Below are 17111 nucleotides of genomic sequence, written 5' to 3' on the forward strand. Positions count from 1 at the left end.
AAGCTATGAATGTACCTTTTAGCTACTCATCACCCACCCTGAGCGTTGAGGCGTTAAAGCACTCTATTGCTTATAAGCTGATGTTTATCATCGGCAAAGATCCGGCTATCGCTAACAAACATGAATGGCTCAACGCCACGCTGTTCGCCGTTCGCGATCGCATGGTTGAGCGCTGGCTGCGTTCAAACCGGGCGCAGCTCTCTCAGGAAGTGCGTCAGGTTTACTATCTGTCGATGGAGTTTTTGATTGGCCGTACCTTGTCCAATGCGCTGCTATCGCTCGGTATTTATGAGGACGTGAACAGCGCGCTGGAAGAGATGGGGCTGAATCTTGAAGAGCTGATTGACGAAGAGAACGACCCGGGCCTGGGCAACGGCGGTCTTGGTCGTCTGGCTGCCTGCTTCCTCGACTCGCTGGCGGCGCTGGGTTTGCCGGGCCGCGGCTACGGTATTCGCTACGACTACGGGATGTTTAAGCAGAATATCGTCGACGGGCGGCAGAAAGAGTCCCCGGACTACTGGCTGGAGTACGGCAACCCGTGGGAGTTCGAGCGCCACAATACGCGCTACAAAGTGCGCTTCGGCGGCCGCATTCAGCAGGAAGGTAAACATTCCCGCTGGGTGGAGACCGAAGAGATTATTGCCGAAGCCTACGATCAGATCATCCCGGGTTTCGACACCGATGCCACCAACACGCTGCGTCTGTGGAGCGCGCAGGCCAGCAGCGAGATCAACCTCGGTAAATTCAACCAGGGCGACTACTTCGCGGCGGTGGAAGATAAAAACCACTCCGAGAACGTGTCGCGGGTGCTCTATCCGGATGACTCCACCTATTCCGGGCGCGAGCTGCGCCTGCGCCAGGAGTATTTCCTCGTGTCGGCGACGGTGCAGGATATCCTCAGCCGTCACTACCAGCTGCATAAAACCTACGCCAATCTGGCGGACAAAATCGCGATTCACCTCAACGACACGCACCCGGTGCTGTCGATTCCGGAGCTGATGCGCCTGCTGATTGACGAGCATAAGTTTAGCTGGGATGAGGCGTTCGAGGTGACCTGCCAGGTCTTCTCCTATACCAACCATACCCTGATGAGCGAAGCGCTGGAGACCTGGCCCGTCGATATGCTGGGTAAAATCCTGCCGCGTCATTTGCAGATTATTTTCGAGATTAACGACTACTTCCTGAAGACCCTGCAGGAGCAGTATCCCAACGATACGGCGATGCTGGGCCGTACGTCGATTATCGACGAGTCTAACGGGCGTCGCGTACGCATGGCGTGGCTGGCGGTGGTGGTAAGCCACAAGGTCAACGGCGTGTCGGAGCTGCACTCCCGGCTGATGGTCGAGTCGCTGTTTGCCGAATTTGCCAAAATCTTCCCGATGCGCTTTACCAACGTCACGAACGGCGTCACTCCGCGCCGCTGGCTGGCGCTGGCGAATCCGCCGCTGTCGAAAGTGCTGGATGAAAATATCGGCCACACCTGGCGTACGGATTTAAGCCAGCTGAAGGAGCTGGAGCAGCATATTGACTTTCCGAAGGTTAACCAGGCGGTGCGCCAGGCCAAGCTGGAAAACAAGCAGCGGCTGGCGAACTACATCGGCCAGCAGCTTAACGTGGTGGTCAACCCGAAAGCCCTGTTCGATGTGCAGATCAAGCGTATTCACGAGTACAAACGCCAGCTAATGAACGTGCTGCATGTGATCACCCGCTACAATCGCATTAAGGCCGATCCCGACGCCGAGTGGGTACCGCGCGTGAATATCTTCGCCGGCAAGGCGGCTTCGGCTTACTACATGGCGAAGCATATTATTCATTTAATCAATGACGTCGCGGCGGTGGTGAATAACGATCCGGACGTTGGCGATAAGCTGAAAGTGGTGTTCATTCCTAACTACAGCGTTAGCCTCGCGCAGCTGATCATTCCAGCGGCGGATCTCTCCGAGCAGATCTCGCTGGCGGGGACGGAGGCGTCCGGTACCAGCAACATGAAGTTCGCGCTTAACGGCGCGTTAACCATCGGTACCCTGGACGGGGCTAACGTTGAGATGCAGGAGCACGTCGGGGCGGATAATTTCTTTATCTTCGGTAATACGGCGGAAGAGGTTGAAGCCCTGCGGGCTAACGGCTACAAACCGCGTGATTACTATGAGCAGGATGAAGAGTTGCACCAGGCGCTGACGCAGATCGGCACCGGCCTGTTCAGCCCATCGGAGCCGGGACGCTACCGTGACCTGCTGGATTCGCTGATTAACTTCGGCGACCACTATCAGGTTCTGGCGGATTACCGTAGCTACGTGGATTGTCAGGATAAGGTGGATGAGCTGTACCGTCACCCGGAGGAGTGGGCCAATAAAGCGATGCTGAATATCGCCAATATGGGCTACTTCTCTTCTGACCGCACGATTAAAGAGTATGCCGACCATATCTGGCATATCGATCCGGTAAGGTTGTAACGGATTAGCCATAAAAAACGGGGCCCGCAGGCCCCGTTACTGTTTGCGGTGTTATGACGCCAGCGACAGCTCAGACTTTCCCGCGTGCTGCGCCAGCCACTCGCTGATGCGCGCCTGCTGCTCGTCATTCAGCCACATACCTTGTTTAGTGCGACGCCAGATCGCGTCATCCAACGAACGAACCCATTCGTGTTCAACCAGATAGCGCAGTTCGGCTTCAAAAAACTCATGGCCGAAATGCTCACCCAGATCGTCCAGTGAGGTCGCCTTATCAAGGATTAGCTCGCTGTTGCTGCCGTAGGTGCGGGCGTAATGGCGGGCCATCGATTCGCTGATAAACGAAAAGCGGCGGCGCAGTTTCGCCGCGTAGTCGTCACGGTCGCTGCCGATATCGCCGCCGGGCAGCACCGCGGTTTTGGTCCATGCCGGGCCGATGCCTTTGTAGTAAGGCGTCAGTTTCTCCAGCGCGTGTTCGGCCAGCTTGCGATAGGTGGTCAGCTTGCCGCCAAAGACCGACAGCAGCGGCGCCTGCCCGTTATCATCATGGATATCAAGAGTGTAATCGCGGGTGATCGCCTGCGGCGAGTCGGATTCATCGTCGCACAGCGGGCGCACGCCGGAGTAGGTCCAGACGATATCGTCCCGCGTGAGAGGCTTTTTAAAGTGGGCGTTATAGACGTTCAGCAGGTAGTTAACTTCGTTGTCGTCGATCGCTACCGCTTTCGGATCGCCTTTATACTCCACGTCGGTGGTGCCGATGATGGAAAATTCATCCATCCACGGGATCACAAACACAATGCGTTTATCTTCATTTTGCAGGATGTAGGCCTGTTTCTGCGTGTGCACGCGCGGCACCACGATATGGCTGCCCTTGATCAAGCGAATACCGTACGGCGAGCGCAGATGCATCCCTTCGTCGAAGAACTGTTTGACCCACGGGCCGGTGGCGTTAACCAGACCGCGCGCCTGCCAGGTAAACTTCTCGCCGCTATCAATATCTTCGGCTTCGACAATCCACAAACCGTTTTCACGTTTTGCCGAGATGGCGCGGGTCCGCGTGCGCACTTCCCCGCCTTTACGCACAACCATCTGGGCATTGGCCAGCACCAGACGCGCATCGTCAACCCAGCAGTCGGAATATTCGAAACCGCGCACGATTTCAGGTTTAAGTACCGATTCTGTGCCAAAACGCAACCCGGTTGAGCCGGGTAGGCTGGTGCGCTTGCCCAGATGATCGTACATAAACAGGCCAATGCGGATCATCCACGCCGGACGCAGGTGCGGGCGATGCGGTAAACGAAAGCGCATCGGGAAGGCGATATGCGGGGCCATTTTCAACAACACTTCGCGTTCGGCCAGCGCTTCGCTCACCAGGCGGAACTCATAGTGTTCAAGGTAGCGCAGCCCGCCGTGAATCAGCTTTGAGCTGGCGCTGGATGTGGCGCAGGCAAGGTCGCTTGCCTCCAGCATCAGTACGGATAAACCACGCCCTGCGGCGTCTGCCGCGATACCGGCACCGTTGATGCCTCCCCCTATCACAATCAGATCTTTGGTTTCCACGCTCGCCACCTCTTACACTTTCGTTTAAGCTCACAAATGTTCGATATCGCTCAATATAGCAAACAATCGCGCTATTGGTAACATCAAAAAAACATTTCAGAGTGATGCGTGTAACATATTGGCGTTTATTTAGCGCCAGGCTGTACACTAGACGCTAAAATCCAGGGCGTTTCGCCGCCTGCCTGTATATCCGTATATAAAGAAGAGAGCTTATGGATCGCTTTGAATGTATTAACGTAGAAGAAGCCCACCAGAAAATGCACCAGCAGACGGCGGTGCTGGTCGATATTCGCGACCCGCAAAGCTATGCGATGGGCCACACGCCGGGCGCATTCCATCTCACCAACGATACGCTGGGCGCGTTTATGCGCGACAACGACTTTGATACGGCGGTCATGGTGATGTGCTATCACGGCAATAGCAGCAAAGGCGCCGCGCAGTATCTGCTGCAGCAGGGTTACGACAAGGTTTACAGCGTGGACGGCGGGTTTGATGCCTGGCACCGGCATTTTCCGGCGGAAGTCGCGCATGGCGCACTTTAGGCGTTAGCGCCGGTTGTGGCTATAATATCTCCCTTTGTGTGGAATAAGCGATCCGCTGCATGTTAATGATTACCTCTTTTGCCAACCCGCGCGTGGCCCAGGCGTTTGTCGACTATATGGCGACGCAGGGCATTATTCTGACTATTCAGCAGCATACGCAGAGCGATATCTGGCTGGCTGATGAGTCCCAGGCCGGACGCGTACAGGCCGAACTGGCCCGCTTTCTGGAAAATCCCGCCGATCCGCGTTACCTCGCCGCCAGCTGGCAGTCGGGGCACACCAATAGCGGGCTGCACTACCAGCGCTTTCCCTTTTTAGCGACGCTTCGCCACAACGCCGGGCCGGTGACCTGGGGCGTGCTCTTCGCCTGCATCGCCGTCTTTGTCCTGCAAACGGTCATTGGCGATCAACCGATCATGCTGCTGCTGGCCTGGCCCTACGATCCTTCGCTGAAATTTGAAGTCTGGCGCTACTTTAGCCATGCGCTTATGCACTTCTCGCTGATGCATATTCTGTTCAACCTGCTATGGTGGTGGTACCTCGGCGGAGCGGTAGAAAAGCGCATCGGCAGCGGCAAGCTGGTGGTGATTACGGTGATCGCCGCTTTGCTGAGCGGCTTTGTGCAGCATCAGTTCAGCGGCCCGTGGTTTGGCGGACTCTCCGGCGTAGTCTATGCGCTAATGGGCTATGTCTGGCTACGGGGCGAGCGCGATCCGCAGAGCGGCGTTTATTTACAGCGCGGCTTGATACTCTTCTCTTTAGTATGGTTAATTGCTGGCTGGTTTGATGTTTTCGGCATGTCGATTGCGAACGGTGCGCACGTGGCCGGTCTGGTGACCGGGCTGGCGATGGCGTTTGTTGATACGCAGAATGTGCGAAAACGAACGTAGAGATTCCCAGGGATATTTCATGAAACAAACACAACGTCATGACGCGATTATCGAGCTGGTAAAAAAACAGGGATACGTCAGTACCGAAGAGCTTGTCGAGCAGTTTGCCGTCAGCCCGCAGACCATTCGCCGCGATCTGAATGATTTAGCCGATCAGAAAATGATTCTGCGTCATCACGGCGGCGCTGCGCTACCGTCCAGCTCGGTGAATACGTCCTGGCACGACAGAAAATCGACCCAGACCCAGGAAAAAGAGCGCATCGCCCGCAAGGTGGCGAGCGAAATCCCCGATGGCGCGACGCTGTTTATCGATATCGGTACCACGCCGGAAGCGGTGGCCCACGCGCTGCTTAACCATAACGACCTGCGCATCGTCACCAATAACCTCAACGTCGCCAATACGCTGATGGTGAAAGAGGACTTCCGCATTATCCTAGCCGGCGGCGAGCTGCGCAGCCGGGATGGCGGTATTATCGGTGAGGCCACCCTGGACTTTATCTCCCAGTTTCGCCTTGATTTCGGCATTCTCGGCATCAGCGGTATCGACAGCGATGGCTCGCTGCTGGAGTTCGACTACCACGAAGTGCGCACCAAACGGGCAATTATTGAAAACTCCCGCCACGTGATGCTGGTCGTTGACCATTCTAAATTTGGCCGTAATGCGATGGTCAACATGGGCAGCATCAGTATGGTTGATGCGGTCTACACCGATGTGATGCCGCCCGCCGGCGTACTGAAGGTGATTACCGATAACAACCTTCAGCTGGAGCTGTGCTGAACCTATAACATTCTGACGCGCGCGATTGATGGCGTGGCGTTGGTGTGTGACGGGATTATCTCCGCCGCCAGGCGGAGGGAAACCTGCCGCCGGCGATGACGTAAGGGTTATGTTGCCTGAAGCGAGCCGATAGCGGCTTAAACCCCGTATCCCATCATTTTCAACAGCTGCTGGGCATGCTGAACGGCATCCTGGCGGTGCGCCACGCCCAGCTTCTGATACAAGTTACGGATATGCGTTTTAATCGTAGTGGCGGCCACGTCCAGCTCACCGGCGATCTGCTCGTTGCTGTAGCCGGAATAGATAAGTCCCAGGACCTGCCATTCGCGCTGGGTCAGCGGGCTGGTGCGGATAAGCTCCGGTACTTCCGGGTGGTTCAGCAGCCGTTCGACGAAGCTCTCGTCAAAGTGGGCGAACTTATGCCGATGATGCTGGTTGATATCGCGCAGAATACGCTGGGCGCGGTGCTGCTCCAGCTCCGGCAGCGTATTGAGCTGAATCAGCTGGCGCAGCTGCTGCGCCATCGCTTCGCCTTCAATGACAAAATGATTAATAAATCCGGTGCGGTTAGCGAGGGTGAGCGCTTCCAGCAGCGCTTTTTGCGCTTCGCTCTTACGCCCGGCCTGCCAGTAGAGCTGGTTGAGCAGCAGCAGGTTGCGGTTCAGGTCGCTCATCAAACGCAGCGAGCGGGCGTTATCGTTTAGCTCTTCCAGCACCATCTCGGCGGAATCAAAATCGCCGAGCAGGATCTGCGCGCGGGCGATATTGCGCCACTGGCTCTGCAAGAAATGGTTGTTAGCGAATTCCGGTTTTGGCGTCTGGCGCAGCCAGTTTGCCGCGGCGGCTTTATCGCCGATCATCTGCCAGTAGATCACCCGGACTTTGTCGGCATTGGATACCCAGTCGCTATGGTAATGGCCGTTGCCAAGCAGATTTTCCAGGCGATTCAAATGGCTGCGGGCGTTATCCAGGTCGCCCCGCGCCAGCGAGCACTGTACCATCAGCGTCAGGCACTGCAGCTGCTGCTGCGGCTGATAGGAGGAAAGCACGTTCATGCCGCTGCGCGCGGAGGTCTCCGCTTCATCCAGCCGCGCCCAGGCCCACAGCAGCTGGGAGCGAATCCGCAGCAGGAACTCGTGCATCGGCAGCTGCTCAAGGTGCTGTTCGCGAATCAGCTGGAACGCTTTTTCCTGAATTTCCCAGGCGGCCTGCAGGAAACCCTGCGCAAAGAGGATTTCGCTTTGCTGGATCATGCTCCATAACGCGTAGTGCCAGACGTCATGACGGCGGGCCATCTGTTCCGTCTGCTGCATGACCGCCAGCGATTTGCTCAGCTGGCCTTTGCAGTGCAGAACTTCACCGTGTACGGATGTGGCAACGATACGGCTGTAGTAGCTGGCCAGCGGCAGTTCATCAAGGGCCACCATCGCCAGGCGCTCGGCTTCGTCCTGATCGCCTGCGTTGATCGCCACCTGGGCGCGCAGGGCGTTGAAATCCCCGTGCATGGCGGTGTCCATTTCCGTATCCATCTCCTGCTCGGCGCGCGCCAGCAGGGTATTCACTTCGCTATAGCGGTGCTGGCTCTGCATCAGCCAGGCCTGCAAAAGAATTAAACGCGGGTTTTCCAGCAGGTTTGACCACGGCAGCGCGGCGAGGGACTGCTCCAGCAAACTCAGTTCGCTGTGGTTAAACATGCCCCACGCGTGGTTGAGCAGAATATCGCGCAGCATTTTGGCGTCACCCGCGGCCAGGGCGTGGTGAATGGCTTCGCTCGGGAAGCCTTGCGCCATCCAGCTTTCTGCCGCCGCACGGTGAATTTCCGGCAGCTCAACCGCCAGCTCCCACTGGCAGCGCTGGCGCAGGAAGTTGCCGAACAGCGGATGGTAGCGGAACCATTCGCCGGAATCGTCCATCCGCTGCAGGAATAAGCCCTGACGTTCAATTTCTTCCAGCTGCATCTGGCCATTCTCTTCGCCGGTAACGCGGACGATGAGCGCATCGTTCATTGAACGCAGTAGCGAACTTTTCAGCAGGAAATTACGCGTCCGCGGGTCCACGTTATCCAGCACCTCATCGACCAGATAGTCAGAAAGATGGCTGGCGTTAATGCCGGCAAGACGACGAGCGGAGTGGTGGGCGGAAGTATTGTTCTGGCGCGCCGAGAGGGCAATCAGCTGTAGCGCGGTGGCCCAGCCGGCAACATCGTCGCACAGCCTTTTGCTGTCGTCGGCCTCAATGGGCGAACTGAGACGACAGTCGAAAAACTGCTTGGCTTCCTGATGGGTAAAAGCCAGCTGCTGGCTGCCGATTTCCAGCAGCTGATCGCGCACGCGCAGGTTGGCGATACCCAGCTGCGGCAGATTACGCGACAGCACCACCAGCGTCATATTTTCTGGCTGATGGCGGAGGAAGAAACGCATTGCGTCATGAATCACCGGATTGCTGATCAGATGGTAATCATCAATCACCAGGAACAGCGGGCGCTGCCAGTCGGCCAGTTCAATAAACAGTTGTGCGAAGAGGGAAGGCAGGCTGGCGTACTGGCGCTTTTGCACCATCGCTTCGCTGGCCGCGCAGTGGCCGCCGGTTGCCTGTTGAACGGCGGCGATAAGATAGCTGGCAAAACGCTCCTGTTGGTTATCGCCTTCATCCAGGGAGAACCAGCCGAGATCGTTTTTCCCCGCCGCCCATTGAGACACGAGCGTGGTCTTACCGTAGCCAGCCGGGCTGGTCACCAACGCGAGACGATAATTGTTCGCGCCGGAAAGTTTCGCCAGCAATCGCTCACGAACCACAGTGTGTTCAAGGCGGACCGGGCGACTTAATTTAGACGGAATCAACATAGTTCTTCATTTCGCTGTGCAAGGGAGGAGTTGCGAATTTTTTTGCGCTTCGTAATTAATATCCAATAAGGTCGGCCATAATGAATTTTATTGCAAGTTATGTCCGAGTTTTATGCTCTTGAATTTGCTCTATGTCACAAATTTGGACATAGAGAGAAATTCACAGAAATCCGCGTCAGCGTGCGCGGTTATTGGGATTGCGCAGGTTACAGGCACGATAAGCTAATCTTTTATTACAAAATTAGTAGCTGTTTGTTTTTAATAAAATATTATCAGCGAAATCTTATAAGTCATCTTTTTGAGCTATTTCTACATTAAAGTACGTTTATTCCCCTGATATTTACTTTTATTTGGCAATATTTACACAACGGCATTTCGCTTGCTTTTATCGTCCTGGCTTGTAACAAAATTTTGAGCGCCAGGCGGGCCGGTTTGTTGTTTCGGTATGGCGAATTTTGCAGCATAATTTTTGCCGGTAGGCTAACGTAATAGTGGCCACGATCACACTTTTCGCTCATCCCTGCTACTCCTCCCCGGCTAATCCCTGGCGGGATGAGGACGCGACTCCGGGAGGTCGGCACACTAACGCTAACGTTTTAGTAAAGGACCCGGATTACTTATGTCACAGACTTCTTTTAACAAAGCTCAGTTTCAGGCTGCACTGACGCGTCAGTGGCAGCATTTTGGTTTACAGTCCGCTTCCGAGATGACCCAGCGTCAGTGGTGGCGCGCCGTTAGCGGTGCGCTGTCCGAGCTGTTGTCGGCTCAGCCGGTAGCAAAAGCGGCCGAAGGGCAGCGCCACGTAAACTATATCTCCATGGAGTTTTTGATCGGTCGCCTGACCGGCAACAACCTGCTTAACCTTGGCTGGTATCAGCAGGTCAGCGATGAGCTTCAGGCCCACGACATTAATTTGACCGACCTGCTGGAAGAGGAAATCGACCCGGGTCTGGGCAACGGCGGTCTTGGCCGTCTGGCGGCTTGTTTCCTTGATTCAATGGCTACCGTTGGCCAGTCGGCGACCGGCTACGGCCTGAACTACCAGTACGGTCTGTTCCGCCAGTCTTTCGCTGACGGCCAGCAGATGGAAGCGCCGGATGACTGGGGGCGTAATAGCTACCCGTGGTTCCGCCACAACGAAGCGCTGGACGTGCAGGTTGGCCTCGGCGGTAAAGTGACCAAAAGCGGTGAGTGGATACCGGCATTCGTGATTACCGGCGAAGCCTGGGATCTGCCGGTGCTGGGCTACCGCAACAACGTGGCTCAGCCGCTGCGCCTGTGGCAGGCTAAGCACGCGCATCCGTTTAACCTGACCAAATTCAACGACGGCGATTTCCTGCGTGCCGAACAGCAGGGCATTGACGCCGAAAAACTGACGAAAGTTCTCTACCCGAACGATAACCATCAGGCGGGTAAAAAACTGCGTCTGATGCAGCAGTACTTCCAGTGCGCCTGCTCGGTTGCCGATATTCTGCGTCGCCATCATCTGGCGGGCCGCAAGCTGGCGGAGCTGGCGGATTATGAAGTCATCCAGCTTAACGATACTCACCCGACGATTGCGATTCCGGAACTGCTGCGTGTGCTGATTGATGAGCATCAGCTGAGCTGGGACGACGCCTGGGCGATTACCAGCAAAACCTTCGCGTATACCAACCACACCCTGATGCCGGAAGCGCTGGAGTGCTGGGATGAGAAGCTGGTGAAAGCGCTGCTGCCGCGCCACATGCAGATCATCAAGCAGATTAACGACCGCTTTAAAACGCTGGTGGATAAAACCTGGCCGGGCGATAAGCAGGTATGGGCGAAACTGGCGGTGGTGCACGATAAACAGGTTCGCATGGCGAACATGTGCGTGGTGAGCGGCTTTGCGGTTAACGGCGTTGCCGCGCTGCACTCCGACCTGGTGGTGAAAGATCTGTTCCCGGAATATCACCAGCTGTGGCCGAATAAATTCCATAACGTCACCAACGGTATTACCCCGCGCCGCTGGATCAAACAGTGCAATCCGGCTCTGGCCGCGCTGCTGGATAAAACCCTGAAGAAAGAGTGGGCCAACGATCTCGACCATCTGATCAACCTCGAAAAATATGCCGATGACGCTAAGTTCCGTCAGACGTATCGCGACATTAAGCTGGCCAACAAGGTTCGTCTGGCGGAGTTTGTGAAGCGGCGTACCGGTATCGAGATTAATCCGCAGGCGATTTTCGATATCCAGATTAAACGTCTGCACGAGTACAAACGTCAGCACCTCAACCTGCTGAACATCCTCGCGCAGTACAAAGAAATCCGCGAGAACCCGCAGACGGACCGCGTACCGCGCGTGTTCCTGTTCGGTGCGAAAGCGGCGCCGGGCTACTACCTGGCGAAGAATATTATCTGGGCGATCAACAAGGTTGCCGCAGCGATCAATAACGATCCGCTGGTTGGCGATAAGCTGAAAGTGGTATTCCTGCCGGACTACTGCGTCTCGGCGGCGGAAATGCTGATCCCGGCGGCGGATGTCTCCGAGCAGATCTCTACGGCGGGCAAAGAGGCCTCCGGTACTGGCAATATGAAGCTGGCGCTGAACGGCGCGCTGACCGTGGGAACCCTGGACGGGGCGAACGTGGAAATCGCTGAGCAGGTGGGCGACGAAAACATCTTTATCTTCGGTCATACCGTGGAAGAAGTGAAAGCGCTGAAGGCCAAAGGCTACGATCCGCTGAAATGGCGTAAGAAAGACAAGCTGCTGGACGCGGTGCTGAAAGAGCTGGAGAGCGGCAAATATAGCGATGGCGATAAGCATGCCTTTGACCAGATGCTGCATAGCCTGCTGAAAGGCGGCGATCCGTACCTGGTGCTGGCTGATTTTGAAGCCTACGTGGCGGCGCAGAAGCAGGTTGATGCGCTGTATCGCGACCAGGAGGCCTGGACGCGCGCAGCGATCCTGAACACCGCGCGCTGCGGCATGTTCAGCTCCGACCGCTCGATTCGCGATTATCAGCAACGTATCTGGCAGGCAAAACGCTAAGGACAGGCCTATGGAGACTAAACGCCTTGATAACGCAGCCCTGGCGGCGGGAATAAGCCCAAGCTACATCAACGCTCATGGAAAGCCGCAGTCCATTGCTGCGGTGACCAAGCAGCGGCTGCTTGATGCGATGCATCGTACAGCGACCGCCGTGAAGGCGGCGGTTAACCCGCTGCCTGCGGTGCAGGTGTTCACCTACGGCAAAAAGATGTCTCTGCCGGTGGCGGGCCAGGGGGAGTTCCACTGGATCCTCACCACCGAAGAAGGGAAACAGTATCAGGGCCAGGCGCGCGGCGGTGAAACGCTGCCGCTGCCGGCAAGATTGCCGGAAGGGTACCACACGCTGACGCTGACTCAGGACGGCGACCGCTGGCACTGCCGGGTCATCGTCGCGCCCGCGCGCTGCTACGAACCGCAGGCGCTGAAGGATGGCAAGAAGCTGTGGGGTACCTGCGTACAGCTGTATACGCTGCGCTCGGAGAAGAACTGGGGGATTGGCGACTTCGGCGATTTACGCGCGATGCTGCCGGAAATCGCCCGCCGCGGCGGTGCGTTTATCGGGCTTAACCCGATCCACGCGCTCTATCCGGCTAATCCGGAGAGCGCCAGTCCGTACAGCCCCTCTTCACGCCGCTGGCTCAACGTTATCTATATTGATGTCAATGCGGTTGAGGATTTCCGACACAGTAAAGAGGCGCAGAAATGGTGGCAATCACCGGCTACGCAGCAGGCCCTACAGGCCGCGCGTCAGACCGATGATGTTGACTACACCGCCGTGACCGCCCTTAAGCTCACTGCACTGCGCATGGCCTGGAAAGGTTTTTCCGCACGTAACGATGAGACGACGGCGGAGTTCCGTCAGTTTGTGGCGCGCGAGGGGGAAAGCCTGTACTGGCAGGCGGCGTTTGACGCGCTGCACGCCTGGCAGGTTAAGCAGGATCCGCTGCGCTGGGGCTGGCCCGCGTGGCCGAAGGCTTATCAGGATACCGATAGCCCGGAGGTTAAAGCGTTCTGCACCGAACACGCCGATGAGGTGAATTTTTACCTGTGGCTGCAGTGGCTCGCTTTCACTCAGTTTGCCGAATGCTGGCATACCAGCCAGAACGACGCTATGCCGATCGGCCTGTATCGCGACCTGGCGGTGGGCGTTGCGGAAGGCGGGGCGGAAACCTGGTGCGATCGCGAGCTGTACTGCCTGAAAGCTTCCGTCGGCGCGCCGCCGGATATCCTGGGACCGCTGGGACAAAACTGGGGCCTGCCGCCGATGGATCCGCATATCATCGTGGCGCGCGCCTATGAGCCGTTTGTCGAACTGCTGCGCGCCAACATGCAAAACTGCGGGGCGCTGCGCATCGATCACGTGATGTCGGTGCTGCGTTTGTGGTGGATCCCTTACGGTGAAACGGCCGATCACGGCGCCTATGTGCAGTATCCGGTCGACGATCTGTTGTCGATTCTGGCGCTGGAGAGTAAACGTCATCGCTGTATGGTGATCGGCGAGGATCTGGGAACCGTACCGGTAGAGATCGTCGGTAAGCTGCGTAAAAGCGGCGTTTACTCTTACAAAGTGCTCTATTTCGAAAATGACCACGAGAAGACTTTCCGTGCGCCGAAGGCGTATCCGGAGCAATCAATGGCTGTGGCTACGACGCATGACCTGCCAACGCTGCGCGGCTACTGGGAAAGCGGCGACCTGACGCTGGGTAAATCGCTTGGCCTGTATCCGGATGCGGTGGTACTGCGCGGACTGTATCAGGACCGCGAGCGGGCGAAGCAGGGGCTGCTGGACGCTCTGCACCGCTACGGCTGTCTGCCGAAGCGTACCGGGCACAAAGCGTCGCTGATGGCGATGACGTCGACCCTCAATCGTGGAATGCAGCGCTATATTGCCGACAGCAACAGCGCCCTGCTGGGCCTGCAGCCGGAAGACTGGCTGGAGATGGCCGAGCCGGTCAATATTCCGGGCACCAGCACGGAGTATCCAAACTGGCGTCGCAAGCTCTCCACCACGCTCGAGGCGATGTTTGCCGATGAGCAGGTGAATAAGCTGCTTAAGGATCTGGATAAGCGGCGTAAGGCGGCGAGTAAGAAGAAGCCAGCGTGATGTCAACGCGATAAAAAAGCCGGGAAGCGATTCCCGGCTTTTTCATTTCTGCGGACCCGATTAGCGTTTCGGCCCCGCGGCCACCAGCGCAGCGCCCGCCGGCGTATCGGTGTACTTCTCGAAGTTCTCGATAAACAGCTTCGCCAGCTGTTCCGCTTTCTCCTGCCACTGCTCCGGCGATCCGTAGGTGTTGCGCGGGTCAAGGATATGGGTATCCACGCCGGGAAGCTCGGTCGGGATCTGCAGCTCAAACATCGGCAGAGTGAAGGTTTCGGCGTTGTCCAGCGAACCATCAAGAATGGCGTCGATAATGGCGCGAGTATCTTTGATAGAGATACGTTTACCGGTACCGTTCCAGCCGGTGTTGACCAGATAGGCCTGCGCGCCGGACGCCTGCATGCGTTTCACCAGCACTTCCGCGTACTGCGTCGGGTGCAGCGACAGGAACGCCGCGCCAAAGCAGGCGGAGAAGGTTGGCGTCGGCTCCGTAACGCCGCGCTCGGTACCCGCCAGTTTGGCGGTGAAGCCAGACAGGAAATGGTACTGGGTCTGGTCGGCGGTCAGGCGAGAAACCGGCGGCAGGACGCCAAAGGCGTCGGCGGTCAGGAAGATAACCTTGGTGGCATGACCGGCCTTAGAGATCGGCTTAACGATGTTCTCGATATGGTTGATCGGATAAGAGACGCGGGTGTTTTCGGTCTTCGAACCGTCGTTGAAATCGACGGTGCCGTCGGCCAGCACCACCACGTTCTCCAGCAGCGCATCGCGGCGAATCGCATGGTAGATATCCGGCTCCGCGGCTTCGGAAAGCTTAATGGTCTTGGCGTAGCAGCCGCCTTCGAAGTTGAAGACCCCGTCGTCATCCCAGCCGTGTTCGTCATCGCCAATCAGACGGCGTTTCGGATCGGTAGAGAGGGTGGTCTTGCCGGTACCGGAAAGGCCGAAGAAGATGGCGACATCCTCTTTTTCCCCTACGTTGGCGGAGCAGTGCATGGAGGCGATGCCCTTCAGCGGCAGCAGGTAGTTCATGATCGAGAACATCCCTTTTTTCATTTCGCCGCCGTACCAGGTGCCGCCGATGAGCTGAATGCGCTCGGTCAGGTTGAACGCGACGAAGTTCTCGGAGTTCAGACCCTGTTCTTTCCACTGCGGGTTGGTGCACTTGGCGCCGTTCATCACGATGAAGTCCGGCTTGAAGTTTGCCAGCTCTTCATCGCCTGGTCGGATAAACATGTTCTTCACGAAATGCGCTTGCCAGGCGACTTCGGTAATAAAGCGGACGCTCAGGCGGGTGTCGGCGTTGGCGCCGCAGAAGGCGTCAACGATAAACAGACGCTTGCCGGAGAGCTGGCGGGTCACCAGCCCCTTCAGGTGCTGCCACGTTTCCTCAGAGAGCGGCTTGTTGTCGTTCTTGCCTTTGCCTTTATCAGCCCACCACACCGTATCGCGGGTGGTGTCGTCACGAACGATATACTTATCTTTTGGAGAACGGCCGGTAAAAATACCGGTATCTACGGCGATTGCACCAAGATTTGTTAATACGCCACGTTCATAGCCTTCCAGATTGGGGGCGAGCTCTTCTTCATACAAAGTGTCGTAGCTGGGGTTATGAACGATATCCTGGACGTCATTGATACCATAAGCCTTGAGATCCTGCGGGGTTAAACCATTATTAACGCGCATGTCACTGCTCCTTAGCCAATATGTACTGCTTTAAATTGTAGGGTTTATTACGGGGTATAGACCGCGACCAGGCTCATAGATTTACGTATCTCGACAAACGGCGGACTTACGAAAAACGTTGTGACTCCTGTCACGAGGCGTAGGGGATTATCTCAGGAATTGGGGCATAGTTGGGGGTAGATGTTTCTTAATGGTTAAAAAGTAATTAAAAAAACTGTTGAAATGTGAATGTAATCGCTTACCTGAAAGAAAATTACGTAACTCTTTCATGGGGAATCGATTCACCACGCGCAGAAAAAGCGTTGACGCCAGGCGCGAAAAGGGAAACCGCGCCTGACGAAGCGATGATTAGTGGAGCTGCGGGTCGGCCGGAGAGGCGTTGTTACGAATTTCGGCAATATCCATCGCATTAAAGATGTAGTGATTACCGCAGTAGTCGCAGTGCATATCGATTTCACCTTCATCGGCCAGGATGCTATCGATCTCCTCATCCGGCAGCGTTTTCAGCGCGCCGGCGCAGCGCTCGCGAGAGCAGGTGCATTTAAACTCGACGTTCTGCGGCTCGTAAACGGTGACTTCTTCTTCGTGATACAAGCGCCAGAGCACATCGTTCGCTGGCAGGGTAAACAGCTCTTCAGCTTTGATGGTCTCAGTCAGGGTGCTCAGATGTTCGAAATCCGCCGCCTGTGCGTCCTGCGCCGGCAGAACCTGCAGCAGCATGCCGCCGGCCATCGGTTTACCGTCGTGTTCGCCGCTACGAATGATCAGTCGGGTCGGCAGCTGTTCGGAGCGCTGGAAGTAATCTTCGAGGCAGGCCGCAAGGGTATCGCCCTCGAGGCCGACCACGCCCTGATAGCGCTCGCCCTCTTCCGGAGAGATGGTAATGACCAGATATCCGTTACCGACCATGGTTTTCAGGTCCGCCCCTTCCGGGATCTCGCCCTGGACGCGGGCTACACCGCGCATCTGCTGCTGGTTGTTGCCGTTGATCACCGCCAGCGACAGCGGGCCATCGCCCTGCAGCTGAACGGTAATATCGCCGGCGAACTTCAGCGTGGCGGTCAGCAGGCTGGTGGCAACCAGCAGTTCCGCCAGCACGGTTTTCACCGGCTGCGGGTAGCTATGGTTGGTCAGAATCTGTTCTAAAGTTTCTGAAACGGTTACCAGCTCACCGCGTACGGCATAGTTTTCAAACAGATAGCGGTGTAATTGATCGTGTTGAGTCATAATCATCTCTCTTGCGGGCCA

General features: G+C 56.7%; 10 protein-coding genes. 6 read left to right on the plus strand and 4 right to left on the minus strand.

Annotated elements, in window-relative coordinates:
- Window positions 1-5 precede the first annotated feature (5 nt).
- On the plus strand, window positions 6-2453 hold the full coding sequence (gene glgP / locus ABLU96_RS04430) for a glycogen phosphorylase (RefSeq protein WP_004854983.1): 2448 nt from the start codon (window positions 6-8) through the stop codon (window positions 2451-2453).
- Between the two features lie 51 nt (window positions 2454-2504).
- On the opposite strand, the gene glpD is transcribed toward glgP, so the two are convergent.
- The gene (gene glpD / locus ABLU96_RS04435) at window positions 2505-4013 is read right to left on the minus strand and encodes a glycerol-3-phosphate dehydrogenase (protein ID WP_004854978.1); all 1509 of its coding nucleotides are present in this window, start codon (window positions 4011-4013) and stop codon (window positions 2505-2507) included.
- A gap of 212 nt (window positions 4014-4225) precedes the next feature.
- On the opposite strand from glpD, the gene glpE reads away from it, so the two are divergent.
- The 3 genes from glpE to ABLU96_RS04450 are packed head-to-tail and all read left to right on the plus strand — an operon-like array spanning window position 4226 to window position 6223.
- On the plus strand, window positions 4226-4555 hold the full coding sequence (gene glpE / locus ABLU96_RS04440; RefSeq protein ID WP_004126086.1) for a thiosulfate sulfurtransferase GlpE: 330 nt from the start codon (window positions 4226-4228) through the stop codon (window positions 4553-4555).
- A gap of 59 nt (window positions 4556-4614) precedes the next feature.
- Window positions 4615-5445 carry a rhomboid family intramembrane serine protease GlpG gene (gene glpG, locus ABLU96_RS04445; RefSeq protein WP_064406480.1) on the plus strand — a complete coding sequence of 277 codons (831 nt, stop codon included), beginning with the start codon at window positions 4615-4617 and terminating at the stop codon, window positions 5443-5445.
- Between the two features lie 19 nt (window positions 5446-5464).
- Complete coding sequence (locus ABLU96_RS04450) at window positions 5465-6223, plus strand: DeoR/GlpR family transcriptional regulator (RefSeq protein WP_004106478.1); 759 nt, start codon at window positions 5465-5467, stop codon at window positions 6221-6223.
- A gap of 137 nt (window positions 6224-6360) precedes the next feature.
- On the opposite strand, the gene malT is transcribed toward ABLU96_RS04450, so the two are convergent.
- Window positions 6361-9066: an HTH-type transcriptional regulator MalT gene (gene malT, locus ABLU96_RS04455; RefSeq protein WP_014227069.1), complete on the minus strand. Its 2706-nt coding sequence runs from the start codon at window positions 9064-9066 to the stop codon at window positions 6361-6363.
- 619 nt (window positions 9067-9685) lie between these two features.
- On the opposite strand from malT, the gene malP reads away from it, so the two are divergent.
- Together malP and malQ are read left to right on the plus strand one after the other, a co-directional pair.
- Complete coding sequence (malP, locus tag ABLU96_RS04460) at window positions 9686-12076, plus strand: maltodextrin phosphorylase (RefSeq protein ID WP_064406482.1); 2391 nt, start codon at window positions 9686-9688, stop codon at window positions 12074-12076.
- Window positions 12077-12086: 10 nt separating this feature from the next.
- A complete protein-coding gene (malQ, locus tag ABLU96_RS04465) occupies window positions 12087-14180 on the plus strand; it encodes a 4-alpha-glucanotransferase (RefSeq protein ID WP_025107848.1) in 2094 nt (697 codons plus the stop codon).
- 60 nt (window positions 14181-14240) lie between these two features.
- Here the strand turns inward: malQ and pckA are convergent, their stop codons facing one another.
- Both pckA and hslO read right to left on the minus strand, forming a co-directional pair.
- On the minus strand, window positions 14241-15863 hold the full coding sequence (gene pckA / locus ABLU96_RS04470; protein ID WP_014227066.1) for a phosphoenolpyruvate carboxykinase (ATP): 1623 nt from the start codon (window positions 15861-15863) through the stop codon (window positions 14241-14243).
- A 348-nt stretch (window positions 15864-16211) separates the two neighbouring features.
- Window positions 16212-17096: an Hsp33 family molecular chaperone HslO gene (gene hslO / locus ABLU96_RS04475; protein WP_160741635.1), complete on the minus strand. Its 885-nt coding sequence runs from the start codon at window positions 17094-17096 to the stop codon at window positions 16212-16214.
- Window positions 17097-17111: the final 15 nt, after the last annotated feature.

The sequence above is a fragment of the Klebsiella sp. CN_Kp106 genome (genome assembly GCF_040064575.1).
Classification (GTDB): domain Bacteria; phylum Pseudomonadota; class Gammaproteobacteria; order Enterobacterales; family Enterobacteriaceae; genus Klebsiella; species Klebsiella michiganensis.

Excerpts from the sequence above, each read along its gene's own strand:
- glgP (WP_004854983.1), top strand. The coding sequence starts at position 6 with ATGAATGTACCTTTTAGCTACTCATCACCCACCCTGAGCGTTGAGGCG.
- glpE (WP_004126086.1), top strand. The coding sequence starts at position 4,226 with ATGGATCGCTTTGAATGTATTAACGTAGAAGAAGCCCACCAGAAAATG.
- glpG (WP_064406480.1), top strand. The coding sequence starts at position 4,615 with ATGTTAATGATTACCTCTTTTGCCAACCCGCGCGTGGCCCAGGCGTTT.
- ABLU96_RS04450 (WP_004106478.1), top strand. The coding sequence starts at position 5,465 with ATGAAACAAACACAACGTCATGACGCGATTATCGAGCTGGTAAAAAAA.
- malT (WP_014227069.1), bottom strand. The coding sequence starts at position 9,066 with ATGTTGATTCCGTCTAAATTAAGTCGCCCGGTCCGCCTTGAACACACT.
- malP (WP_064406482.1), top strand. The coding sequence starts at position 9,686 with ATGTCACAGACTTCTTTTAACAAAGCTCAGTTTCAGGCTGCACTGACG.
- malQ (WP_025107848.1), top strand. The coding sequence starts at position 12,087 with ATGGAGACTAAACGCCTTGATAACGCAGCCCTGGCGGCGGGAATAAGC.
- pckA (WP_014227066.1), bottom strand. The coding sequence starts at position 15,863 with ATGCGCGTTAATAATGGTTTAACCCCGCAGGATCTCAAGGCTTATGGT.
- hslO (WP_160741635.1), bottom strand. The coding sequence starts at position 17,096 with ATGATTATGACTCAACACGATCAATTACACCGCTATCTGTTTGAAAAC.